The sequence below is a fragment of the Pseudomonas sp. P20 genome (genome assembly GCF_016463925.1).
Lineage (GTDB): Bacteria > Pseudomonadota > Gammaproteobacteria > Pseudomonadales > Pseudomonadaceae > Pseudomonas > Pseudomonas aeruginosa.
The window spans coordinates 266,235-287,149 of record NZ_JAEMVM010000002.1; the positions used below are offsets into that span (position 1 = coordinate 266,235).

21 protein-coding genes and 1 tRNA gene are annotated in these 20,915 nt (G+C 67.1%); 10 read left to right on the forward strand and 12 right to left on the reverse strand.

Annotation, left to right across the window (positions count from 1 at the left end):
• Positions 1-4: 4 nt before the first annotated feature.
• The 3 genes from tesA to JHD77_RS02250 all read left to right on the forward strand — a co-directional run bounded on the left by tesA (position 5) and on the right by JHD77_RS02250 (position 1,993).
• Entirely contained in the window at positions 5-610 is a 606-nt protein-coding gene (gene tesA, locus JHD77_RS02240) for an esterase TesA (RefSeq protein ID WP_003114753.1), read from the forward strand.
• A 55-nt stretch (positions 611-665) separates the two neighbouring features.
• Positions 666-944 carry a hypothetical protein gene (locus tag JHD77_RS02245; protein WP_003090947.1) on the forward strand — a complete coding sequence of 93 codons (279 nt, stop codon included), beginning with the start codon at positions 666-668 and terminating at the stop codon, positions 942-944.
• Between the two features lie 77 nt (positions 945-1,021).
• Positions 1,022-1,993: a L,D-transpeptidase family protein gene (locus tag JHD77_RS02250; protein ID WP_003104177.1), complete on the forward strand. Its 972-nt coding sequence runs from the start codon at positions 1,022-1,024 to the stop codon at positions 1,991-1,993.
• 123 nt (positions 1,994-2,116) lie between these two features.
• On the opposite strand, the gene oprI is transcribed toward JHD77_RS02250, so the two are convergent.
• Together oprI and JHD77_RS02260 are read right to left on the reverse strand one after the other, a co-directional pair.
• Complete coding sequence (oprI, locus tag JHD77_RS02255) at positions 2,117-2,368, reverse strand: outer membrane lipoprotei OprI (protein ID WP_003090944.1); 252 nt, start codon at positions 2,366-2,368, stop codon at positions 2,117-2,119.
• A 416-nt stretch (positions 2,369-2,784) separates the two neighbouring features.
• Positions 2,785-2,874 (reverse strand) — tRNA-Ser (locus JHD77_RS02260).
• A gap of 155 nt (positions 2,875-3,029) precedes the next feature.
• On the opposite strand from JHD77_RS02260, the gene earP reads away from it, so the two are divergent.
• Together earP and efp are read left to right on the forward strand one after the other, a co-directional pair.
• Positions 3,030-4,160: an elongation factor P maturation arginine rhamnosyltransferase EarP gene (gene earP, locus JHD77_RS02265; RefSeq protein WP_003104174.1), complete on the forward strand. Its 1,131-nt coding sequence runs from the start codon at positions 3,030-3,032 to the stop codon at positions 4,158-4,160.
• A gap of 42 nt (positions 4,161-4,202) precedes the next feature.
• Positions 4,203-4,769: an elongation factor P gene (efp, locus tag JHD77_RS02270; RefSeq protein ID WP_003090942.1), complete on the forward strand. Its 567-nt coding sequence runs from the start codon at positions 4,203-4,205 to the stop codon at positions 4,767-4,769.
• An 87-nt stretch (positions 4,770-4,856) separates the two neighbouring features.
• Here the strand turns inward: efp and ohrR (JHD77_RS02275) are convergent, their stop codons facing one another.
• From ohrR (JHD77_RS02275) to JHD77_RS02285, 3 genes are all read right to left on the reverse strand, one after another.
• Positions 4,857-5,285 (reverse strand): organic hydroperoxide resistance protein OhrR, encoded by a 429-nt coding sequence (gene ohrR, locus JHD77_RS02275; RefSeq protein ID WP_003104171.1) that lies wholly within the window; start codon positions 5,283-5,285, stop codon positions 4,857-4,859.
• A 144-nt stretch (positions 5,286-5,429) separates the two neighbouring features.
• Positions 5,430-5,885, reverse strand: coding sequence for a hydroperoxide stress response transcriptional regulator OhrR (gene ohrR, locus JHD77_RS02280; protein ID WP_003104169.1), 456 nt, complete (start codon positions 5,883-5,885; stop codon positions 5,430-5,432).
• A gap of 85 nt (positions 5,886-5,970) precedes the next feature.
• Positions 5,971-6,927 (reverse strand): LysR family transcriptional regulator, encoded by a 957-nt coding sequence (locus JHD77_RS02285; RefSeq protein ID WP_003104167.1) that lies wholly within the window; start codon positions 6,925-6,927, stop codon positions 5,971-5,973.
• A gap of 100 nt (positions 6,928-7,027) precedes the next feature.
• On the opposite strand from JHD77_RS02285, the gene JHD77_RS02290 reads away from it, so the two are divergent.
• On the forward strand, positions 7,028-7,777 hold the full coding sequence (locus JHD77_RS02290) for a sulfite exporter TauE/SafE family protein (protein WP_003104166.1): 750 nt from the start codon (positions 7,028-7,030) through the stop codon (positions 7,775-7,777).
• 1 nt (position 7,778) lies between these two features.
• On the opposite strand, the gene JHD77_RS02295 is transcribed toward JHD77_RS02290, so the two are convergent.
• On the reverse strand, positions 7,779-8,633 hold the full coding sequence (locus JHD77_RS02295) for a LysR substrate-binding domain-containing protein (protein ID WP_003090936.1): 855 nt from the start codon (positions 8,631-8,633) through the stop codon (positions 7,779-7,781).
• A 96-nt stretch (positions 8,634-8,729) separates the two neighbouring features.
• On the opposite strand from JHD77_RS02295, the gene JHD77_RS02300 reads away from it, so the two are divergent.
• Positions 8,730-8,963, forward strand: coding sequence for a DUF1127 domain-containing protein (locus JHD77_RS02300; protein ID WP_003104163.1), 234 nt, complete (start codon positions 8,730-8,732; stop codon positions 8,961-8,963).
• A gap of 82 nt (positions 8,964-9,045) precedes the next feature.
• The gene (locus JHD77_RS02305; protein WP_003110986.1) at positions 9,046-10,254 is read left to right on the forward strand and encodes a winged helix-turn-helix domain-containing protein; all 1,209 of its coding nucleotides are present in this window, start codon (positions 9,046-9,048) and stop codon (positions 10,252-10,254) included.
• A gap of 40 nt (positions 10,255-10,294) precedes the next feature.
• Here JHD77_RS02305 and JHD77_RS02310 read toward each other — a convergent pair whose 3' ends face one another.
• A complete protein-coding gene (locus tag JHD77_RS02310) occupies positions 10,295-11,641 on the reverse strand; it encodes a class II 3-deoxy-7-phosphoheptulonate synthase (protein WP_003104160.1) in 1,347 nt (448 codons plus the stop codon).
• A gap of 175 nt (positions 11,642-11,816) precedes the next feature.
• On the opposite strand from JHD77_RS02310, the gene JHD77_RS02315 reads away from it, so the two are divergent.
• Entirely contained in the window at positions 11,817-12,566 is a 750-nt protein-coding gene (locus tag JHD77_RS02315) for a spermidine synthase (RefSeq protein ID WP_003119872.1), read from the forward strand.
• A 25-nt stretch (positions 12,567-12,591) separates the two neighbouring features.
• On the opposite strand, the gene JHD77_RS02320 is transcribed toward JHD77_RS02315, so the two are convergent.
• Positions 12,592-13,383 (reverse strand): crotonase/enoyl-CoA hydratase family protein, encoded by a 792-nt coding sequence (locus JHD77_RS02320; protein WP_003104155.1) that lies wholly within the window; start codon positions 13,381-13,383, stop codon positions 12,592-12,594.
• Between the two features lie 310 nt (positions 13,384-13,693).
• Here JHD77_RS02320 and JHD77_RS02325 point away from each other — a divergent pair, with 310 nt between their 5' ends.
• Positions 13,694-15,397 (forward strand): DEAD/DEAH box helicase, encoded by a 1,704-nt coding sequence (locus tag JHD77_RS02325; RefSeq protein ID WP_003119873.1) that lies wholly within the window; start codon positions 13,694-13,696, stop codon positions 15,395-15,397.
• A gap of 367 nt (positions 15,398-15,764) precedes the next feature.
• Here JHD77_RS02325 and JHD77_RS02330 read toward each other — a convergent pair whose 3' ends face one another.
• The 4 genes from JHD77_RS02330 to JHD77_RS32265 all read right to left on the reverse strand — a co-directional run bounded on the left by JHD77_RS02330 (position 15,765) and on the right by JHD77_RS32265 (position 20,881).
• Complete coding sequence (locus JHD77_RS02330; RefSeq protein WP_003106098.1) at positions 15,765-16,535, reverse strand: DODA-type extradiol aromatic ring-opening family dioxygenase; 771 nt, start codon at positions 16,533-16,535, stop codon at positions 15,765-15,767.
• A 90-nt stretch (positions 16,536-16,625) separates the two neighbouring features.
• Positions 16,626-17,597 (reverse strand): LysR family transcriptional regulator, encoded by a 972-nt coding sequence (locus JHD77_RS02335; RefSeq protein WP_003106096.1) that lies wholly within the window; start codon positions 17,595-17,597, stop codon positions 16,626-16,628.
• Positions 17,598-17,633: 36 nt separating this feature from the next.
• Positions 17,634-19,073, reverse strand: a complete 1,440-nt coding sequence (locus tag JHD77_RS02340) for an efflux transporter outer membrane subunit (RefSeq protein ID WP_031756747.1) — start codon at positions 19,071-19,073, stop codon at positions 17,634-17,636.
• Positions 19,070-20,881, reverse strand: coding sequence for an HlyD family secretion protein (locus JHD77_RS32265; RefSeq protein ID WP_233410290.1), 1,812 nt, complete (start codon positions 20,879-20,881; stop codon positions 19,070-19,072). The genes JHD77_RS02340 and JHD77_RS32265 overlap by 4 nt, the downstream gene beginning before the upstream one ends.
• Positions 20,882-20,915 lie beyond the last annotated feature (34 nt).

The following is a 20,915-nucleotide window of genomic DNA, read 5'->3' on the forward strand; positions in this document are numbered from 1 at the left end:
TCCGATGCGTGCATTGCTGTTGAGCGGCTGCCTGGCCCTGGTCCTGCTGACCCAGCAGGCCGCGGCGCAGACGCTGTTGGTCGTGGGCGATAGTATCAGCGCCGCTTTGGGACTGGATACCAGCCAGGGCTGGGTCGCCCTGCTGCAGAAGCGCCTCGCCGACGAAGGTTACGACTACCGGGTGGTGAACGCCTCGATCAGCGGCGACACCTCCGCGGGTGGCCTGGCGCGCCTGCCGGCGCTGCTTGCCGAGGAGAAGCCGGCGCTGGTGGTGATCGAGCTGGGAGGCAACGACGGGCTGCGCGGAATGGCACCGGCGCAATTGCAACAGAATCTTGCCAGCATGGCGCAAAAGGCCCGGGCGGAAGGAGCGAAGGTGCTGCTGCTGGGTATCCAGTTGCCGCCGAACTACGGCCCGCGCTACATCGAGGCCTTTTCCAGGGTCTACGGCGCGGTCGCGGCGCAGGAAAAGACCGCCCTGGTGCCGTTTTTCCTCGAAGGGGTCGGCGGGGTCCAGGGGATGATGCAGGCGGATGGCATCCATCCGGCGCTCGCCGCCCAGCCGAGGCTCCTGGAAAATGTCTGGCCGACGCTGAAACCGCTGCTTTGAGACTTCCCCGGGAAACCGCTTTCGGCTAAGGTTGCGCACCCCTCAGGAGCCCCCCATGCCGCGTCCCGCCTGGACCCTCTATGCCTATCAACTGATCGAGCCCGACGATCAGCTGGACCTGTTCGCCTGTCGCGAGGTCCGGGTGCATGTGGTGGCGCGTCAGCTGGAGCTGGATACCCCGGCGGACCGCACGCTTTGCGGCAAGCTGCTGCCGGCCCAGCCGCGCTGGCAGCCGCTGGAACGGGCGCGTCTGCGCGACCGGCTGCTGTGTCCCGATTGCCGGAAACAACTGGAGGCGGAAAAGCGCGGGGAGCGCCTGTCCTGGTTGGTCTGAGCCCTCCCGGTGAAACCTGGCGGGGTGTTACACTGTCTTTCCTACTCCTTCATCGCACTCGCCAAGGATTCTCCGGAATGTTGTCGCGCGTACCCGTTGTCTCACTGTCTTTCGCCGCGCTGCTTTCGGCCGGCTCCGCATCGGCCCTGGAACTGCAGCTCCCGCCTCCGGGCGAGGACGTCGTCGGCCAGGTCCAGGTGATCAAGGCCAAGTACGAGGACACTTTCGCCGACCTCGGCGAGCAGTACAACCTGGGCTACAGTGAAATGATCGCCGCCAACCCCGGTGTCGATCCCTGGCTGCCGGGCGTCGGCACCGAGGTGATCATCCCTACCCGCTTCGTGCTGCCGCCTGGCCCGCGCGAAGGCGTGGTGATCAACCTGGCCGAATACCGCCTGTACTACTACCCGAAAGGGCAGAACGTGGTGCACACCTATCCGCTGGGCATCGGCCGCGAGGGCTGGGGTTCGCCGATCGCGAACACCCGCATCACCGCCAAGACCAAGGACCCGGCCTGGTATCCGCCGGCCTCGATCCGCGCCGAGCACGCCGCCGATGGCGATCCGCTGCCGACCGTGGTGCCGCCGGGCCCGGACAATCCGCTGGGGCCGTACAAGCTGACCCTGGGCGTGCCGGGCTACCTGATCCATGGTTCGAACAAGAAGTTCGGCATCGGCACCCGCACCAGCCATGGCTGCTTCCGCATGTACAACGCCGACGTGACCCACCTGTTCTCGATGATCAGCGTCGGCACCAGCGTGCGTATCATCAACGAGCCCTACAAGTTCGGCGTGAGCAACGGCAAGGTCTACCTGGAGGCGCATACGCCGCTGAACGACCATGGCGACCCGTCGGTGGTGGACAAGCACACCGCGGTGATCAACACCCTGCTCAAGCGCGACGACCTGGCCAAGCGTATCCAGTTGAACTGGGACGTGGTCCGCGAAGTGGTGGCCTCGGAGGATGGCGTGCCGGTGGAAATCGCCCAGGAATCGGCGCCGGCGATGACCGCGACGGTGGATAGCGATCCTACCCAGCTTACGCCCTGACGGAGAGCGTCGAGGCAGAGGCCCGCGTACCCGCAAGGGACGCGGGTTTTTTCATGCCCGGCGAAACGCAGGCATAAAAAAACCGGCCCCGAGGGACCGGTTTTCAACAGGTCGTGAGACCTATTACTTGCGGCTGGCTTTTTCCAGCATGCGCAGGGCACGCTCGTTAGCCTCGTCAGCGGTCTGCTGAGCCTTCTGAGCAGCGCCCAGAGCTTCGTCAGCCTTGCGATAGGCTTCGTCAGCGCGAGCCTGAGCACGAGCAGCTGCGTCTTCGGTAGCGGTCAGACGAGCTTCGGTTTCTTTGGAGTGGCTGCTGCAACCGGTGGCCAGAACAGCAGCCAGAGCCAGAGCAGAGAATTTCAGAACGTTGTTCATCGTGTTCCCCTTAAGGTGGACATTTCCATAACAGCAATCTCCCCAGCCGGGGAAATTAGCCGGCTACATACTACCCATTACTTGTAGTAAGTAAACTGACCAAGCGCAAGCCGAGCAACTTTTTTTTTAGTCCCCCCGACTTTAGCAGTAGTTGGAGTGTCGTTTGTTCAAAAAATATCCAGCGTGCGGCGCAAGTAAGCAATTTCCCGGACCTTGGCTAGAGTTGCTGCAAGAGGCGGGGGATGAGGGCTGCCGGGTTGTCGAGAATGTTCCGCCGGAGTGGCTGGCGCTTATCGACTTGGCGGGGAGTGGCAAGTAACAACTAAGTTGCCAGCATGTTGCCGGAAATGCCGTAAGTATTGGTGCGGAAATGAAAAAGGCCCGGCTAACTTGATTAGCCGGGCCTTCTTGCGATCTGGCGGTGAGGGAGGGATTCGAACCCTCGATACGGTTTCCCGTATACACACTTTCCAGGCGTGCTCCTTCAACCACTCGGACACCTCACCAGGTTCTCGACAGCGCCGTGTCTGTCGAGGCGCGCAATTTACTCGAACATTTCCCGCTTGGCAAATATTTTTTTAACTTTTTCATCGGCTTAGGTCGTCGGAGGAAAGTCCGCGGGGTGCCTTGGTAGACTGCCGGGCACGAAGAGGAGAGGCGGATGGCGAGCTGGGAGATTTTCTGTAGCGTGGTCGACAACTATGGCGATATCGGCGTCACCTGGCGCCTGGCTCGCCAACTGGCCGCCGAGCACGGTCAGGCCGTGCGCCTGTGGGTGGACGAGCCGCAGGCCTTCGCCCGGATCTGTCCGCGGGCGGACCCGGCGGCGCACGTGCAGTGCCTGGATGGGGTCGAAGTGCGTGCCTGGGGCCGGCCGTGGGCACCGGTGGCGGCCGCCGATGTGGTGATAGAGGCCTTCGCCTGCGAAGTGCCGGAGGCGCACCGGCAGGCCATGCGCGAGCGCAAGCGGCCGTCCCTGTGGCTGAACCTGGAGTACCTGAGTGCCGAGGAATGGATCGGCAGTTGCCACGCATTGCCGTCGCTGCAGGCGTGCGGGCTTTCCAAGTACTTCTTCTTTCCCGGGTTCCGCGAGCCCAGTGGCGGCCTGTTGCGCGAGGCCGGCCTGCTGGAACGTCGGCGCCGTTTCCAGGCCTCCGTCTCGGCGCAGGATGAGTTTCTCGCCTCCCTCGGCGTGCGGCGGAAGGTTGGCGAGCGACTGATTTCGCTGTTTGCCTACGAAAACCCGGCGCTGCCTGGCTGGCTGGAACAACTGCGCGACGCCCGCCAGCCGAGCCTGCTGCTGGTGCCGGAGGGGCGGGTGCTGGCGGATGTCGCCGATTGGCTGCGGGTGGCTACCCTGGCCGTCGGGGACGTCCACGTGCGCGACGCGTTGCGGGTCCAGGTGCTGCCGTTCATGGCGCAGGACGACTACGATCGCCTGTTATGGTGCTGCGACCTGAACGCGGTGCGCGGCGAGGATTCCTTCGTTCGCGCGCAGTGGGCGGGACGGCCGCTGCTCTGGCACATCTATAGACAGGAAGAGGAGGCGCACCTGGCGAAGCTCGAGGCATTCCTCGAACTCTATTGCGCCGGCCTGCCCGCCGACCTGGCGGAAAACCTGCGCACCTTCTGGCTGGCGTGGAACGCCGGCGGTGGACTTGCCGGGGCCTGGGAGGGGCTGGAGAGGCAACTGCCCGAGTGGCGTCGGGAAGCGCAGCGCTGGGCCGACGAACAGGGCATGCGTCCGGATCTTGCGGCAAGGCTGGTGCAATTTTACGCAGATTGGCTATGATACGCGGCCTGATTTTTTGTCTTTCATCCATCGGATATTCGTATGAAAACCGCTCAAGAGTTCCGCGCCGGCCAGGTTGCCAACATCAATGGCGCTCCCTGGGTCATCCAGAAGGCCGAGTTCAACAAGTCCGGCCGTAACGCTGCCGTCGTCAAGATGAAGCTGAAGAACCTGCTGACCGGCGCCGGTACCGAGACCGTGTTCAAGGCCGACGACAAGCTGGAGCCGATCATCCTCGATCGCAAGGAAGTGACCTACTCCTACTTCGCCGACCCGCTGTACGTCTTCATGGACAGCGAGTTCAACCAGTACGAGATCGAGAAAGACGATCTGGAAGGCGTGCTGACCTTCATCGAAGACGGCATGACCGACATCTGCGAAGCCGTGTTCTACAACGACAAGGTGATCTCGGTAGAGCTGCCGACCACCATCGTTCGCCAGATCGCCTACACCGAGCCGGCCGTCCGCGGCGACACCTCGGGCAAGGTGATGAAGACCGCGCGCCTGAACAACGGCGCCGAGCTGCAGGTTTCCGCGTTCTGCGAAATCGGCGACTCGATCGAGATCGATACCCGCACCGGCGAGTACAAGTCCCGCGTCAAGGCCTGATCCTTTCGTGCGACGAGAAAAAGCCCGGCATTCGCCGGGCTTTTTCGTTTCCGCTGTCCGCCGCCGCGGCGCGGAGAGTCGGAAGCTTCAGACCGACACGTTCAGGCGTACGTCGATATTGCCGCGGGTAGCGTTGGAGTAGGGGCAGACCTGATGGGCGGCGGCTACCAGCGCTTCGGCGGCTTCGCGCTCCAGGCCCGGCAGGTTGATGTGCAGTTCGACCTCCAGGCCGAAGCCGCCGGGAATCTGGCCGATGCCGACCTTGCCGGTTATCGAGGCGTCGGCGGGAAGGGTCTGCTTGCGCTGGCCGGCAACGAACTTCAGGGCTCCGATGAAGCAGGCGGAGTAGCCGGCGGCGAACAGTTGTTCCGGGTTGGTGGCCGCGCCGCCCTGGCCGCCCAGTTCGCGCGGAGTGCTGAGTTTCACGTCGAGCACGCCGTCCGAGGATACCGCACGGCCGTCACGGCCTCCGGTGGCGGTTGCGGTTGCGGTGTAGAGAGCCTTGATGGTTTGCATGAGGGTCACCTGTTTGATTTGTACGTTAAGTTCTTGCGCGCTAAGTAAGTGCGTGAAGTGAAATTTATCGTCATGTTATTTTGTGCGCAAGATAAATAGTTGGAAGATTTGGCGATAAAAACCAGACGGGTAGGTATAAGCCCTTCAATCCGGTGCTTGCAGGTTGCTGCGCAGGGCCAGCAGCTCATCCTTTAGGGCGACCAGCTGTGGCAAGTCGAGGCCGGTACTCTCCAGGATGCAGGCGGGAATGCTCTCGGCCTGTCGCTGCAGGGCGCGGCCCTTGTCGGTCAGGCGCAGCAGGACTACCCGCTCGTCTTCGCTGCTGCGAGTGCGGGTAATCAGACCTTCGCCCTCCAGGCGCTTGAGCAGAGGCGTGAGCGATCCCGGGTCGGTAAGCATGCGTGCGCTGATTTCGCCCACGGTCAGGCCGTCGCGTTCCCACAGCACCAACATGGCGATGTACTGCGGATAGGTGAGGCCGAGCGCTTGCAGCAGGGGCTTGTAGACCTTGGTCATCTGCAGCGAGGTGGAATACAGGGCGAAGCACAGCTGGTTGTCCAGCTTGAGCTGCTCGCAAGGGGTGGTGGGCAGTCGGGACATGGCTGTCTTCCAAGTAAGTAGGGCACTGTGCATGAATTTAGCGTAGTGGCTATTGGCTTTCCAGGTTTCCCGCCGGGTGGTGTCCTCAGCGCTCGCCGAGACGCTGCTGCAGGGCCTGGTCCCAGGGCGGCGGAAAGCCGAAGCGCTCGCGGAGGAAAGCCAGCAGCAGACGGGTTCGCGAACTGGCTTCGCGTTCCAGGCGCAGGGCATAGATGCAGGTGGGCTCGGCGGCGGGCAAGCCGTCGTCGCAGAACAGCGCCTGCAGTTCGCCGCGTAGCAGGTACTCGCTGCACAACCAGGTCGGCAGGTGGGCGATGCCGAGGCCGGCCAGCGCCGCGTCGACCATCGCTTCGGCGTTATTGGTGGCCAGCCGCGCCCGTTTCGGCCGCAGGTGCTGGAGCTTGCCGTCGTGCTGGAAGCGCCAGGCATAGGGTGGCGACAGGTTGTCCCAATCGATGCCGGCATGCTCCGGCAGTTCGCCTGGGGATGCGGGAACGCCGTGTTCGCGCAGGTATTCCGGGCTGGCGCAGACCACCCGCACCATCGGCGCCAGCGAGGTGGCCACCAGGCGGCTGTCGGGTAGCGGGCCGGCGCGCAACACCAGGTCGACCTCGCCGAGATGTTCGCCCTGCAGGTCGATGAAGCTGCCGATCAGGCGCAATTGCACGTCGAGGCCGGGGTTGGCCTTGAGGAAGTCGGCGACCGCCGGGGCCAGGTGGCGGCGGCCGAAGGGCACCGGCGCATCGATACGGATCAGGCCCTGCGGCGCGGTGCTCAGGGACACCGCTTCGGCACGGGCCAGGCGCAGTTCGGTGACGATCCGCCGGGCGCGGTCGGCGAAGGCCAGGCCGGCCGGAGTAGCGCGCACCGCATGGGTGGTGCGCACCAGCAGAGTGCTGCCGACGGCGCGTTCCAGGGCGTCCATCCGGCGCGCCACGGCGGACGGGGTGAGCGGGTGCTTGCGCGCAGCGGCGGAGAAGCTGCCGCCATCGAGGACATCGAGGTAGAGAACGAACTGTTCGCTGAGGGTATCGGGCAACATGCTCATGCCTTTGCGTAATTGGCATAGCCATTGTGCTTTCTTGTGCGTTTCCCATCCAGCCACGCTTGCCTAGCATGGAGGCGTCGAAAGAGGGGCTGACATGCTGGATGTATTTCTCGATTTCCTGCTGGGGATGGTGCTCGGTTGCCTGGGCGGTCTGTTCGGGATAGGCGGCGGCTTGCTGGCGATCCCGGCGCTGGGGGTGATCTTCGGTCTCGACCAGCAACTGGCGCAGGGTACCGCGCTGGTGATGGTGGTACCGAACGTGGTGCTGGCGTTGTGGCGCTACCACCAGCGCAACCGCATCGATCCGCGCCAGGCCGGAGTCCTTGCCCTGACCGGCCTGCTTTGCGCGTTCCTGGCGTCCAGCGTGGCCGCGCGGATCGATGCGGCGCGGATGCGCGAAGCGTTCGTGATCTTCCTCCTGGCGCTGGCCGGCTACATGTTCTGGCGCCTGTTCCGGCGCCCGCCGCAGGGCGGCGCGACGCCGCGCTACGGTTTGCCCTGGATGGGCGTGCTGGGCCTTGGCGCGGGCTCGCTCGGCGGGCTTTTCGGGGTCGGTGGCGGGGTGCTGGCGACACCGGTGCTGACTTCGGTGTTCGGCCTCGCCCAGGTCGTCGCCCAGGGCCTCGCGCTGGCCCTGGCCGCGCCGAGCACGGCGGTGGCGCTGGGGACCTACGCCATGCACGGCCATGTCGACTGGCGGATGGGGATCCCCCTGGCGCTGGGCGGCCTGCTGAGCATTTCCTGGGGCGTGAGGCTGGCCCACGCCTTGCCCGAGCGCAGCCTGCGCATGGCCTTCTGCGCCTTCCTCGCATCGTGCGCGGTGCTCCTGCTGGTGCGCGGTTGAGTCAGAGACGGAAGCCCTCGCCGATGTATTCGGCGAGCTTCTCGGTGACCGGTGACTGGCTGTGCGGGTTGCGCATCAGCATGATGCTGGCCGAGGGCAGGGCGGGCAGGCCCTCGCTCTCGTCGAGGATGCGCAGGTTGCCGGTGAGCAGGCTGCGCAGTTGCACGGTCACGGCGAGGCCGGCGCTGACCACCGCGAACAGCGCCGACAGGCTGGGGCTGCTGTAGGCGATGCGGTAGTCCAGTTCCGCCGCCTCCAGGGCGTTGCAGGCCCAGGCCCGGCAAAAGCAGGTGGTGTTGAACATGGCCAGCGGGATCGGCCGCTGGTCGTGGGGGCAGAAGCCCTCGGCGGCCATCCAGACGAAGGGCTCCTGGCGCAGCAACTGGCCGATCTCGGTGCCCGGCTCGCGGGTGACGATGGACAGGTCGAGGTCGTTGCGCGCCAGCAGGTTGAGCGAGGTGTCGCAATGCACCTCGACCTGCACCAGCGGATAGGCTTCGGCGAAGCGCGACAGGATCGCCGGGAGGAAGCGCATCACGTAGTCGTCCGGGGTGCCGATGCGCACCGAACCGACCATGTGCGGGCGGCGCAGGGTGTTGAACACCTCGCCGTGCAGCTTGAGGATCCGCCGGGCATAGCCGAGCAGCACCTGGCCTTCGGCGGTGAGGCGGGTCTGCCTTCCGTCGCGCTCGAACAGCGAGCGCTGCAGGACGTCCTCCTCGAGCCGCTTCATCTGCATGCTGACCGCCGACTGGGTGCGATTCACCGCCTCCGCGGCGCGGGTGAAACCACCGTGCTCGGCGATGGCGACGAAGGTGCGGAGCAATTCCGTATCAATGCCGGGCTGGTAGCTCATTCATCAATCTCCAAGATGCATTGCATAAAAATGATTCGTTGGATTGATCCTATGCTTGGCGGGACACTGTGCCTATCCCGAACGGAGGGCAAGACGATGAAAGGTCAACAGGATTATTTCGGCAGTCACTTCCACGCTGCATCCCATCCCGCCTCGACCGCTGCGCCGTCGTTGTGGCGTCGCTGGCGGCGCTGGTTGCAGTTGGCCCGCGAGCGCCGGGAACTGCTGAGGATGAGCGACGAAGCGCTGAAGGACCTCGGCCTGAGTCGGGCGGATATCTTCCAGGAGGGCGAGCGGCATTTCTGGGACGACCCGCTGCGTCGGCATTGAGCGAACCGCAGCGGCGCGCCAGGCTGGCACGGCGGCGGAGGCGCGATAGACTCGCAGTCTCCTTCATCGACTGGGGCGCTCCATGAGTCTTTCGCTTTCCCTCGCCGAAGCCCGCCGCCTGGCCCTGGCCGCGCAGGGCTTCGACGGCCGGCGGACGCGCCGCAGCGTGCAGCGGCGGCATCTGCGCGAAATGCTCGCGCGCCTTGGCCTGTTGCAGATCGATTCGGTGAATGCGCTGGTGCGCTCGCACTACCTGCCGCTGTTTTCCCGTCTCGGTCCCTACTCCATGACGCTGCTCGACGAGGCGGCCTGGAGTGTCGGCCGTCACCGCCAGTTGTTCGAATACTGGGGGCACGAGGCCTCGCTGCTGCCGCTGGAACACTACCCGTTGATGCGCTGGCGGATGCGCCAGGCCGCCGACGGCCAGGGCATCTACCAGCAACTGGCACGTTTCGGCCGGGAACAGCAGCCACTGATCCGCCAGGTGTTGCAGGCGGTGCGCGAGCAAGGTGCGCTAGGTGCCGGCAGCCTGAGCACGCGGCAGGAGCGGGCCGGTCCCTGGTGGGACTGGAGCGCGGAAAAGCATGCGCTGGAATGGCTGTTCGCCGCCGGCGAGCTGACGGTGGCCGGACGGCGCGGCTTCGAGCGGCTCTATGACCTGCCGGAGCGGGTGTTTCCCGCGGAATTGCTGGCGCGCCCCGAGCTTTCGGAGGCACAGGCCCAGCGCGAGCTGTTGCGGATGGCGGCGAGCGCCCTGGGCGTGGCCACCGAAAAGGACCTGCGCGACTACTATCGGCTGAGCCCGGCGCAGAGCCGCGCGCGCCTCGCCGAACTGGTGGAGGCTGGCGAGCTGCTGCCGGTCCGGGTCGAGGGCTGGAGCCAGCCGGCCTACTGCCCCGGCGAACCGCAGGTGCCGCGGCGGCTAGGCGCCAGTGCCTTGCTCTCGCCCTTCGACTCGTTGGTCTGGGAGCGGGCGCGGGCCGAGCGCCTGTTCGATTTCCGCTATCGCCTGGAGATCTACACGCCGAAGGAAAAACGCGTGTACGGCTACTACGTGCTGCCATTCCTGTACAACGGCCGTCTGGTCGGCCGCGTCGACCTCCGCGCCGAGCGGGCGCGCGAGCGCCTGGCGGTGCATGCGTTGCATGCCGAGGCGAACGGCATGGACGATGCCGCCCTGCACGAGCTGGCCGAGCAACTGCGCAGCATGGCCGCCTGGCTGGGCCTGGCGACGGTGGCGATCGAGGGGCGCGGGGAGTTGGCGGTACGCTTGCGCGGGGTGCTGCTCTAGCGAGCGCTCCCGCCGGGCGGCGGGAGCGGCCGCGGCGCGCTCAGCGGCGCACCTGCTTCAGGGTTTCGGCGATCAGGAAGGCCAGCTCCAGCGACTGGTCGGCGTTCAGCCGCGGGTCGCAGTGGGTGTGGTAGCGGTCGCTGAGGCCGTCTTCGGTGATCGGTCGCGAACCGCCGATGCACTCGGTGACGTTCTGCCCGGTCATCTCGATGTGGATGCCGCCGGCGTAGCTGCCTTCGGCCTGGTGCACCTCGAAGAACTGGCGGACTTCGGCGAGCACGCGGGCGAAGTCGCGGGTCTTGTAGCCGCTGGAGGCCTTGATGGTATTGCCGTGCATAGGATCGGAACTCCACAGCACCTGGCGGCCCTCGCGCTGGATGGCCTGGATCAGGCGCGGCAGGTGGTCGCCGACCTTGTCGGCACCCATCCGCACGATCAGGTTGAGGCGGCCCGGATCGTTGTCCGGGTTGAGAATATCGATCAGGCGGATCAGCTCCTCGCTGTCCATGCTCGGCCCGACCTTGACCCCGATCGGATTGCCCACGCCGCGCAGCATCTCGACATGAGCGCCGTCGATCTGGCGGGTGCGGTCGCCGATCCAGAGCATGTGCGCCGAGCAGTCGTACCACTCGCCGGTCAGGCTGTCGCGGCGGGTCAGGGCTTCCTCGTAGTTCAGCAGGAGCGCTTCGTGGGCGGTGAAGAAGCTGGTTTCGCGGAGCTGCGGCGCACTGTCCAGGCCGCAGGCGCGCATGAAGGCGAGGGTCTCGTCGATGCGGTCGGCGAGTTGCTGGTAGCGCTCGGCCAGCGCCGAGTTGGCGATGAAATCGAGGTTCCAGCGGTGCACCTGGTGCAGGTCGGCGAAGCCGCCCTGGGCGAAGGCGCGCAACAGGTTGAGGCTGGCGGTGGACTGGTGGTAGGCCTGCAACAGGCGCTCCGGGTCCGGCACGCGGCTCTTCTCGTCGAAGCCGATGCCGTTGACGATGTCGCCGCGATAGGCGGGCAGGGTCACGCCGTTCTGCGTTTCGTCGCCGGAGGAGCGCGGCTTGGCGAACTGGCCGGCCATGCGCCCGACCTTCACTACCGGGCAGCCGGCGGCGAAGGTCATTACCACCGCCATCTGCAACAGTACCTTGAAGGTATCGCGGATCTTCGCCGCGGAAAATTCGGCGAAGCTTTCCGCGCAATCCCCGCCCTGGAGCAAGAAGGCGCGTCCGGCGGTGACTTCGGCGAACTGCCGGCGCAGCTCGCGAGCCTCGCCGGCGAAGACCAGCGGCGGGTATCCGGCGAGGGTCTGCTCGACCCTGGCCAGGTGCGCGGCATCGGGGTACTCGGGTTGTTGCTGGATCGGCTTGGCCCTCCAGCTCTCGGGGCTCCAGGACTGGCTCATCTACGACTCTTGGCAATGCTCGGGAAAGCGGATTGCGGCATGGTAGAGCAGCTCGCCGCAGCGCCGCCAGCGATCGTTGCAATAGCGGAAATCCATCGTCGGGCCGGCTTTGCTATGCTGCGGTGCTTTTGCCGGAGCGCCTGGCGATAGCCGGCGAAGCGGCGGGGGGAGGTGAGTGGTGAGCGAAGAACGTCTGCTGGTCGAGGAGCGCGACGAATACGGGGTCATCCGGGTCATCGAGTCCGGCGACTATCGCTTCCTCGAGTTCGGCGACGGTGTCGAGCAGAGCTGCGTGTTCATGCCCGATCCAGCCTGGCTGGAATACGACTACACCCGCGCCATGCTGCTCGGCGGGCTCTGCCATTCGCAACCGCGTCGCGCGTTGTTCCTCGGTTTCGGCGCCGGCAGCCTGACCCAGGCCTGCCTGCGCCACCTGCCGCTGGAGGAGGCCGAGGCCATCGAGCTGCGCCCGGCGATTCCGCGCCTGGCCCGCGAGCATCTGGGGCTGCGCGACGACCCGCGCCTGCGATTGCGCATCGGCGACGCACTGGAGAGCCTGGGCGAATGCGCGGAGGCCGACCTGATCTTCCTCGACCTCTATACCGATACCGGCCCGTCGGCCGCGCACCTGGCCTGGAATTTCCTCGGTGCCTGCCAGGAGCGCCTCGCCGAGGATGGCTGGCTGGTGATCAACCAGTGGAGCGGCACCGATGGCAAGCCGCTGGGCGCGCCGCTGCTGCGCGGGCGCTATCACCATCATTACTGGGAGTGTCCGGTGGCCGAGGGCAACGTGGTGATGCTGGTGCCGGCGAACCTGGCCCTCGAACTCGACCAGGAAGCCCTGCGGACGCGTGCCGCGGCGCTGGAGCCGCAACTCGGCTATTCGTTGCAGGGCTATATCGACAGCCTGCGCCCGGCCCAGTAGCCAGGGCGCGCGGACAAGGGCCCGGCTAGCGTCCTTCGAAGCGTCCCGGGCGGCGTTCCTGGAGAGCGCGCAGGCCTTCCTTGGCGTCCTCGCTGTCGAGCAGGCGCCTGGCGGCTTCCGGCAACGCAGCGGCGGCGACCGCTTCGCCTTCCAGCAGGGCCTGGCGCGCCGAGCCGAGGGTGGCGCGCACGCCCAGCGGCGCCTGGGCCGCGACCCGTTCGGCGAGGGCGATGGCGTGGTCGAGGAGGTCCTCCGGGGCGGTGACTTCCTGCACCAGGCCGAGACGATAGGCTTCGTGGGCGTCGAATTCGTCGCCGGTGAGCAGCCAGCGCATGGCGTTGCCCCAGCCGGCGACCTGGTGCATGCGCAGTGTCGCGCCACCGAACGGGAGGATTCCGCGCTGCACTTCGAGCTGGGCGAAGCGCGCGTTGCTGGCGCAGAGGTTGATGTCGGCCGCCAGCATCAGTTCGATGCCGATGGTGTAGCAGTAGCCTTGCACGGCCACCACCAGCGGCTTGCTTGGACGCCGGCCGCCGAAGGTGCCCCAGGGATCGACGGCGCCTTCGGGGAGTTTCCAGCCCTGGCGGAAGGTCTCGCCGACATTGGCCAGGTCCAGCCCGGCGGTGAAATGCTCGCCGTGGGCGAAGAGCAGGGCACAGCGCAACTGGTCGTCGGCCTCGTATTCGCCGAGCGCGGCGACCAGGTCGTCGAGCATCGGCAGGTCGAAGGCGTTGCGCTTGGCCACGCGGTCGAGGCCGAGCAGCAGCAGGTGGCCGCGCCGTTCGCGGCTGATGCGTCCTGGGAGGGTGTCGTTCATGCGGCGGTTTCCTGGCGGGGGGCGGGCAACGTCGGTATAGACGTCTGGAATCGGGATGTCCATTGTCAGTCTCTCCGATGACGCATGTCGGAAAAAACGCACACAAACGTCAAAATTCCGGTATGATGCGCGCCGGTCAAAACTGACCCCGTTCAGGACCTGCATTTTTCGGAGCGCTGTGCTCTGGCTGTGTATCCGCTCTGCGGATTTCCTTTACGTAATCTTCTAATTCAAAAGCAATCTCGCAAATCCCCGCCCCAGCTGCCTGGGTGGCCGTTTCGGCCGTACAGGGCATGAGCAGCCATGGGTCATGGGTCTTTGCGGATGTATACGAGGCAAACCCATGACTCAGGAAACCGTCGGCTTCGCCGCGCTCGGTATTCACCCCAATGTGCTCGCGGCAATCGTCGCCGTAGGCTACGAAGAGCCTTCGCCTATCCAGGCTCAATCGATTCCGCTGATCCTCGAAGGCCACGACATGATCGGCCAGGCGCAGACCGGTACCGGCAAGACCGCCGCGTTCGCCCTGCCGCTGCTGTCGCGCATCGACCCGAGCCGCCGCGAGCCGCAGATGCTGGTGCTGGTGCCGACCCGCGAGCTGGCCCTGCAGGTCGCCACCGCCTGCGAAACCTATTCCAAGCAATTGCCGGGCGTCGGCGTGGTCGCCGTCTACGGCGGCGCGCCCATGGGGCCGCAGCTGAAGGCCCTGCGCCAGGGCGCACAGATCCTCGTCGCTACCCCCGGCCGCCTGTGCGACCACCTGCGCCGCGACGAGAAGCTGCTGGCCACCGTCCAGCGCCTGGTGCTCGACGAAGCCGACGAGATGCTCAAGCTCGGCTTCATGGACGACCTGGAAGTGATCTTCGAGGCGCTTCCCGAATCGCGCCAGACCGTGCTCTTCTCGGCGACCCTGCCGGCGTCCATCCGTGGCATCGCCGAGCGCCACCTGAAGCAGCCCAAGCACGTCAAGATCGCCGCCAAGACCCAGACCGTGGCGCGCATCGAGCAGGTCCACCTGATGGTCCATGCCGACCAGAAGGCCGGTTCGATCCAGCGTCTGCTGGAAGTCGAGCAGTTCGACGCGCTGATCGCCTTCGTCCGCACCAAGCAGGCCACCCTCGACTACGCCGAATTGCTCGAGCGCCAGGGCTACCGCGCCGCCGCGCTCAACGGCGACATGCCGCAGGCCCAGCGCGAGCGGGTCATCGAGTCGCTGAAGGACGGTTCGCTGGACATCGTCATCGCCACCGACGTTGCCGCCCGGGGCCTGGACGTACCGCGCATCACCCACGTGCTGAACATCGACATGCCCTACGACCCCGAGTCCTACGTGCACCGCATCGGCCGTACCGGCCGTGCCGGCCGGGAAGGGCGCGCGCTGTTGCTGGTGACTCCGCGCGAGCGGCGCATGCTGCAGGTGATCGAGCGGGTCACCGGGCAGAAGGTCGGCGAAGTCCGCCTGCCGGATGCCGAGACCGTACTGGAGGCCCGCCTGGCGCGCCTGGCCGCGAGCCTGACGCCCTTGCTCGACAGCGCCGTCGAGCAGCGCGGCGCGGTGCGCGACGAGCTGTGCCGTCGCCTCGGCTGCGATGCCGAGACCCTGGCCGCCGCACTGCTGGCACGCCTGACCGCCGGCAAGGCGCTGGACCTGGAGTCGGTGCGCCGCGAACAGCCGCTGACCCCATCGGCACCGCGCGAGCGTGCCGACCGTGGCGAACGCGGCGAGCGTCCGGAGCGCAGCGGCGAGCGTCGTCCGATGGCGCCGCCGAGCGAAGGCCGTGCCCGCTGCCGCACTGCCCTCGGCGCGCGCGACGGGGTTGCGGCGAAGAACCTGCTGGGCGCGATCCTCAACGAGGGCGGCCTGTCCCGCGAGGACATCGGTCGCATCCAGATTCGCGATACCTTCAGCCTGATCGAGCTGCCCGAGGCCAATCTCGAGCGCCTGCTGACCAAGCTCAAGGACACCCGCGTCGCCGGCAAGGCCCTGCGCCTGCGCCGCTATCGCGAGGACTGAGGTCCAGCGCGATGAACAAAAGCCCCGCTTCGGCGGGGCTTTTTCATGGGCTTGATGTTTGCTGGCCAGGCTGTTTTTCGCGCCTGCCCCGGCTTCTCGTTTCGTCACCCCGGGCGAGTCCCTTTGGCAAGCGTCCTGAAGGAAACAAAGGACTCGCCCAGCCGCCAGGGCAGGCACCACGTCGTGCATGCCAGACCTGCACATACCGAGGCCCTGATCCGCCGCCTATCCATGACATCGCGGATAACGCCTATGGCGTTATCCGCACTACAGGACTATGTCGCTCGCGATTTCCTGGCTGCCAGCCGAGTCCACCCAGCTTGCGGCGGGAAGCCGATGCTCTCCGCCAGTCCCCCGAGAAACCCTGTCAATCGAAGCGATAGATATCCATCCCCAACGAGCCCAGGGTAAAGCCGCTGTGCTCGACGCGCATCCCGCCGCCGCCCGCGCCGCGGGCGAAGAACAGTGGCAGCAGGTGCTCGTCGCTGGGGTGGTTGCGCGCCGCCCAGGGCGCCTGCCGGCGGTAGTCGTGAAGCGCGGCCTCGTCGTCGGCCTGGAGCTTTTCCACCATCCAGTCACGGAACTCCCGCGCCCAGGGCGCGATGGCTTCCGGCCCGGCGCGCCAGTCCAGTTCGCCCAGGTTGTGGGTGATGCTGCCGGAACCGATCAGCAGCACGCCTTCCCCGCGCAGTTGGCGCAGGGCCTGGCCGACGCGGCTCTGCAGGGCCGGACCGAGGCGGCTCGGCAGGGACAGCTGGAGCACGGGGATGTCCGCCTGCGGGTACATCAGGCTCAGCGGCACCCAGGTGCCGTGGTCGAATGGTCGCTGTGGGTCGGCCTGGGCCGGCAGGCCGGCGGCCTGGAGCAGTTCGATCGTCCGCTGTGCCAGCGCCGGCTCGCCTTTGGCCGGGTAGCGCACGGCGTAGAGGGGCGGCGGAAAGCCGTAGAAGTCGTGCCAGATATCCGGCACCGCGGCGCCGGTTACCCGGAGGTCGTCGCTTTCCCAGTGCGCGGAAACCACCAGGATCGCCTTCGGCCGCGGCAGCTCTGTAGCCAGGCGGCGCAGTTGTACGCCGCTGGCGCCCGGTTCGAGGGCGAGCATCGGTGAGCCGTGGGAAATATAGAGAGTCGGTAGCATGATTCACCTCGTGACTCGGATGAGCCATGTTCCTCCCTCGATCAATCGAAAACCAGTATATGTTTTTGAGGATACCTATCGACCCAGGCGTTAGGTCGCGGTCTCGCGCGCTACGCCGGTTGGGCTTTCCGCCCAGTAGCGCCGATCGTCGAGGATCGCCCGGTCACGCTCGAACGCCAGGGGCAGGCGTTCCCTGAGGAAGTCCACCCAGGTGCGGATCTTGGCGTCCAGGTAGCGCCGCGAGGAGTACAGCACGAACACCTCGCGGACATGCAGTCGATGGCCCGGCAGTAGCCGCAACAGGCTGCCTTCCTGCAGCGCGCGGGCGGCGACGAAGCCGGGCAGCAGGCAGACGCCGAGCCCGGCCGCGGCGGCGGCGCAGGCGGCCTCGGGAAGGTTGACCTTGAGCGCCTCGTCGAGATCGAGCAGCGTTTCGCCGCGTTCGCCGACGAAGGCCCAGCCCTGCGGGCAGGACGGCGCGGCCACGTTCAGGCAGCGATGCCGCAGCAGGTCCTCCGGCGTGCGTGGCACGCCATGCCGTGCCAGGTATTCCGGCGCGGCACAGACCACGCTGAACACCTGGCCGAGATCGCGGGCGACCAGGGTCGAGTCCGGCAAGGTTCGGCCGAGGGTGATCAGCACGTCCAGGCCTTCCTCGAGCAGGGCCGGGGTGCCCTGGGCCAGCGTGAGGTCGACGGAGACGTCCGGATGGCCGTCCAGGTAGTCCACCAGTAGCGGCATCAGGTGCTCGAGGCCCAGTTCGGTCACCGCGTGGAGGCGCAGGCGACCGCTGGCGTGGGACTGGCTGTCTTCGACGTCCGCCGCGGCGGCGGCGACCGTGCGCAGGATCTGCTTGCAATGCTCGTAGTAGCGCAGACCGCTTTCCGTCACCACGACGCTGCGCGTATTGCGTTGCAGCAGGCGCGCCGAGAGCGCCTGTTCGAGCCCGGCGACCTGGCGCGAAACGGTCGCCGGAGAGGTCCCCAGCGCTTGGGCGGCCTGGGTGAAGCTGCCGTGCTCCACCACGCGGACGAAGGTCCGGATACCTTGCAGCAGGTCCATTTCCAACTCCTTCGCCGGTCCGCGCCCGGCGCCGTCTCAGCCCGACGCCGGGTCGGACGTTGGGCTCCAGCCGCCGCCCAGCGCCTTGTAGAGGTTGACCAGGGTCAGCGACACCGCTTCGTCGCTGGCGACCTGCTGTTCCTGGTTGTCCAGCAGTTGCCGCTGGCTGTCGAGCACGCTGAGGAAGTCCACCGCGCCGGCGCGGTATTGCTCGCGGGCGCTCTGCAGGGCGCGGCGGTTCTGCGCCACGGCTTCGCCGAGGCGCTCCTGGCGGCGCTGGTTGGCGGCGTAGTCGTGCATCGCGTCGTCGACTTCCTGCCAGGCACGCAGCACGGTGCGCTGGTAGTCGATGGCGGCTTCCTGCTGCTGTGCCTCGCGTAGCTCCAGGCGTCCGCGCAGGCGTCCGCCTTCGAAGATCGGCAGGCTGAACGCCGGGCCGATGGCGAACTGGCGATGGTCCCAGTCGCCCAGGCTGGACAGTTGCAGGGATTCGAAACCGAAGTTGCCGTTGAGCGTGATGCGCGGATAGAAGTCCGCCTTGGCCACGCCGATGCTGGCGGTAGCGGCGTGCAGGCGCGCTTCGGCACGACGGATGTCGGGGCGGCGCTGGGCCAGTTCGGACGGCAGGCCGACCGGCACGCTGTCCGGCGGACGCGGAATCGCCCGCGCCGGGCCGAGTTCGGCGAGCAGGCTGCCGGGGCTGGCACCGACCAGGTAGCCGAGGGCGTTGACCAGGTGCGCCTGGTTCTTTTCCACCTCGGGCAGGCGTGCCTCCATGCTGGCCACCTGGGCCAGCGCCTGGGCTACCTCGAGGTCGGTGGCGACGCCGTTGGCCAGGCGCGTGCGGGTGAGTTCCAGGCTGCGCCGTGCAGTCTCGAGGTTGTCGCGGATGATCGCCGCACGGTTCTGTTCGCCACGCAACTGGATATAGTCGCGCGCGGCTTCCGCCAGCACCGAGACCTGCACGTCGCGCAGTTCGTTCTCGCTGGCTTCCACCGTCGCGTCGGCGGCTTCCAGCTCGCGTCGCACGCGGCCCCAGAAGTCCAGCTCCCAGGAGGCGTCGAAGCCGGCCAGGGCGTGGTTGTAGTTGCCTTTGCCGGCCTTGCCGGAGGGATCGAACAGGCCGGCGCTGGTGGTCCGCTGGCGCTGGTAGGTGCCGCTGGCGTCCACCGAGGGCAGGGCGTCACCGCCGAGGCTGCGACGGATCGCGCGGCTCTGCTGCAGGCGCGCCGCGGCGCTGCGCAGGTCGAGGTTGGCACGCTGGACCCGTTGCAGCAGGGCGTTCAATTGCGCGTCGTCGAACAGCGTCCACCATTGGGCTGCGAGCGGCGCGGCGGCGAGGTGGCTGGGGTTGCCGGCAGCGGCCTGGAGCGACCATTCGCCGGGCGCAGGGCGGTCCGGGCGGTTGAAGTCGGGGCCGAGGCTGCAGGCGCCGAGTGCCAGGCTGGCAATAAGCAGGAGCGGAGTGCCTTTCATTGCTGGGCGACCTCGGCGGAGCGGGTGCCGGTCGCGGTGTCGATCCGTGCTTCCACCGACATGCCCACACGCAACTTGCCCGCCATGGCCTGGCGCGGCTCGAGAACGATCTTCACCGGGATCCGCTGGACCACCTTGGTGAAGTTGCCGGTGGCGTTGTCCGGGGCGATCGGCGCGAAGCTCAGGCCGGTGGCCGGTGCGATGCTGTCGACATGGCCGCGCAGAACCTTGCCGGGGAAGGTGTCGACGCGGATTTCCACGGTCTGTCCGGGAGAGACGTGGGTCAGTTGGGTTTCCTGGAAATTGCCGACCACGTAGGCCTGCTGCAGGGGCACCACTGCCAGCAGCGCGCTGCCCGGCGTGACATAGGCGCCGACGCGCAGTTGGCGGCGACCGACCTGGCCGTCGAAGGGGGCGCGGAGTTCGCAGTAGGAGAGGTCCAGGCGGGCCTGGTCGCGTCGCGCCTGCATGCGTTGCAGGTCGCCACGGGCCTGGCCGACGCGGGCTTCGAGGACGCTCACCTGCTTGCGCGTGGCATCCACCGCGGCCTGGCCCTCGGCCAGCCGGGCGCTGGCGGTATCGATCCGCGATTGCGCCTGCTGGGCGTTCTGCAGGCTGCCGGCGCCCTTGCTGGCGAGGGTCTGGTAGCGGCTTTGCTCGTGACGGGCGAAGACCAGCTCGGCCTGCTCGGCGCGGACCTTGGCCCGCGCCTGTTCGATCAGCGCCTGCTGGCGTTGCAGGTTGGCCTCGGCATTGGCCAGGTTGGCCTCGGCACCGAGCACGTCGGCTTCGGCGGCGGCCAGGGCGGTGCGGAAGTCGCGGTCGTCGAGGCGGGCGAGCAACTGGCCGGCCTTGACCGGCTGGTTGTCCTCGACCAGAACGTCCTGGACGAAGCCGGCGACTTTCGGCGCGACCAGGGTGAAATCGGCGTGCACATAGGCGTCGTCGGTGCTCTGCACGACCCGTGGGGCGAGCAGGTGGAACAGCAGGTAGACCAGTAGGGTCAGGACCAGCAGGGCGGCGAGCAGCAGGCTGCCCTTGCGCGAAGTGATGAACGACATACAGCGACCTTTCAGTGTGTGGGAGCGACCGGGCGGGGCGGGTAGGCCCGTTGCGGCAGGATCGGAATCAGGATCAGCAGGGCGCAGGCCAGGCCGGCCATCGCCAGCAGCACGTCGGCGTTGCCCAGCACCTGGGCCTGTTGGCGGGCCTGTTCGGCCAGGTGCTGCCAGTGCGCGCCGGAGTCGGCGCCCGGTTGCAGGCCGGCGATCTGTTGCAGGCGCAGTTCGACGGCCTGGGGCGCATTGCCCAGGTGATCCACCAGGCGGTTGGAGTGGTAGTGCTCGCGGGCGGTGCCGAGGGCGCCGATCACCGCGGTGGCGACTACCCCGGAGAAGCCGCGGACGGTGTTGAACCAGGCCGAGGCGAAGGGTCCCTCGATGGGCGCGATGACGCTGGTGGAGAGCATCAGCAGCGGAATCACCGCCATCGGCTGGCCGACCACCAGTAACAGCATCGGCAGGTAGAAGTCCTCGCGCACCCAGTCCGCCGTCAGTTGGCTGAAGCTCAGACAGGCACCGGCGCACAGGCACAGGCCGCAGGCCAGCACCCAGCGGCAGTCGACCCGCGGGATGTTGCAGAGGGCCGCCACCAGCGGCAGCGCGACGAGCTGCGGAAGGGCCACCAGCAACACCATGGGTACGCTCTGCAGGGGGCGGTAGCCGCGGATCTCGGCGAGGAATTCGGTGCACCACCAGCACGCCGGCCAGGGTGATCAGGGCGAAGGTCAGGTTGCGGCGCTTCAGCAACTGCAGGCGGAAGAACGGCAGCGGGTGGCTCCAT

Coding starts and splice junctions, on each gene's coding strand:
- ohrR (WP_003104171.1), bottom strand. CDS start 5,285: ATGCAAACCATCAAGGCTCTCTACACCGCAACCGCAACCGCCACCGGA.
- JHD77_RS02250 (WP_003104177.1), top strand. CDS start 1,022: ATGTTGTCGCGCGTACCCGTTGTCTCACTGTCTTTCGCCGCGCTGCTT.
- JHD77_RS02300 (WP_003104163.1), top strand. CDS start 8,730: ATGAAAGGTCAACAGGATTATTTCGGCAGTCACTTCCACGCTGCATCC.
- JHD77_RS02285 (WP_003104167.1), bottom strand. CDS start 6,927: ATGTTGCCCGATACCCTCAGCGAACAGTTCGTTCTCTACCTCGATGTC.
- JHD77_RS02320 (WP_003104155.1), bottom strand. CDS start 13,383: ATGAACGACACCCTCCCAGGACGCATCAGCCGCGAACGGCGCGGCCAC.
- JHD77_RS02295 (WP_003090936.1), bottom strand. CDS start 8,633: ATGAGCTACCAGCCCGGCATTGATACGGAATTGCTCCGCACCTTCGTC.
- JHD77_RS02310 (WP_003104160.1), bottom strand. CDS start 11,641: ATGAGCCAGTCCTGGAGCCCCGAGAGCTGGAGGGCCAAGCCGATCCAG.
- efp (WP_003090942.1), top strand. CDS start 4,203: ATGAAAACCGCTCAAGAGTTCCGCGCCGGCCAGGTTGCCAACATCAAT.
- JHD77_RS02330 (WP_003106098.1), bottom strand. CDS start 16,535: ATGCTACCGACTCTCTATATTTCCCACGGCTCACCGATGCTCGCCCTC.
- JHD77_RS02305 (WP_003110986.1), top strand. CDS start 9,046: ATGAGTCTTTCGCTTTCCCTCGCCGAAGCCCGCCGCCTGGCCCTGGCC.
- JHD77_RS02290 (WP_003104166.1), top strand. CDS start 7,028: ATGCTGGATGTATTTCTCGATTTCCTGCTGGGGATGGTGCTCGGTTGC.
- ohrR (WP_003104169.1), bottom strand. CDS start 5,885: ATGTCCCGACTGCCCACCACCCCTTGCGAGCAGCTCAAGCTGGACAAC.
- JHD77_RS02335 (WP_003106096.1), bottom strand. CDS start 17,597: ATGGACCTGCTGCAAGGTATCCGGACCTTCGTCCGCGTGGTGGAGCAC.
- JHD77_RS02340 (WP_031756747.1), bottom strand. CDS start 19,073: ATGAAAGGCACTCCGCTCCTGCTTATTGCCAGCCTGGCACTCGGCGCC.
- tesA (WP_003114753.1), top strand. CDS start 5: ATGCGTGCATTGCTGTTGAGCGGCTGCCTGGCCCTGGTCCTGCTGACC.
- earP (WP_003104174.1), top strand. CDS start 3,030: ATGGCGAGCTGGGAGATTTTCTGTAGCGTGGTCGACAACTATGGCGAT.
- oprI (WP_003090944.1), bottom strand. CDS start 2,368: ATGAACAACGTTCTGAAATTCTCTGCTCTGGCTCTGGCTGCTGTTCTG.
- JHD77_RS02245 (WP_003090947.1), top strand. CDS start 666: ATGCCGCGTCCCGCCTGGACCCTCTATGCCTATCAACTGATCGAGCCC.
- JHD77_RS02325 (WP_003119873.1), top strand. CDS start 13,694: ATGGGTCTTTGCGGATGTATACGAGGCAAACCCATGACTCAGGAAACC.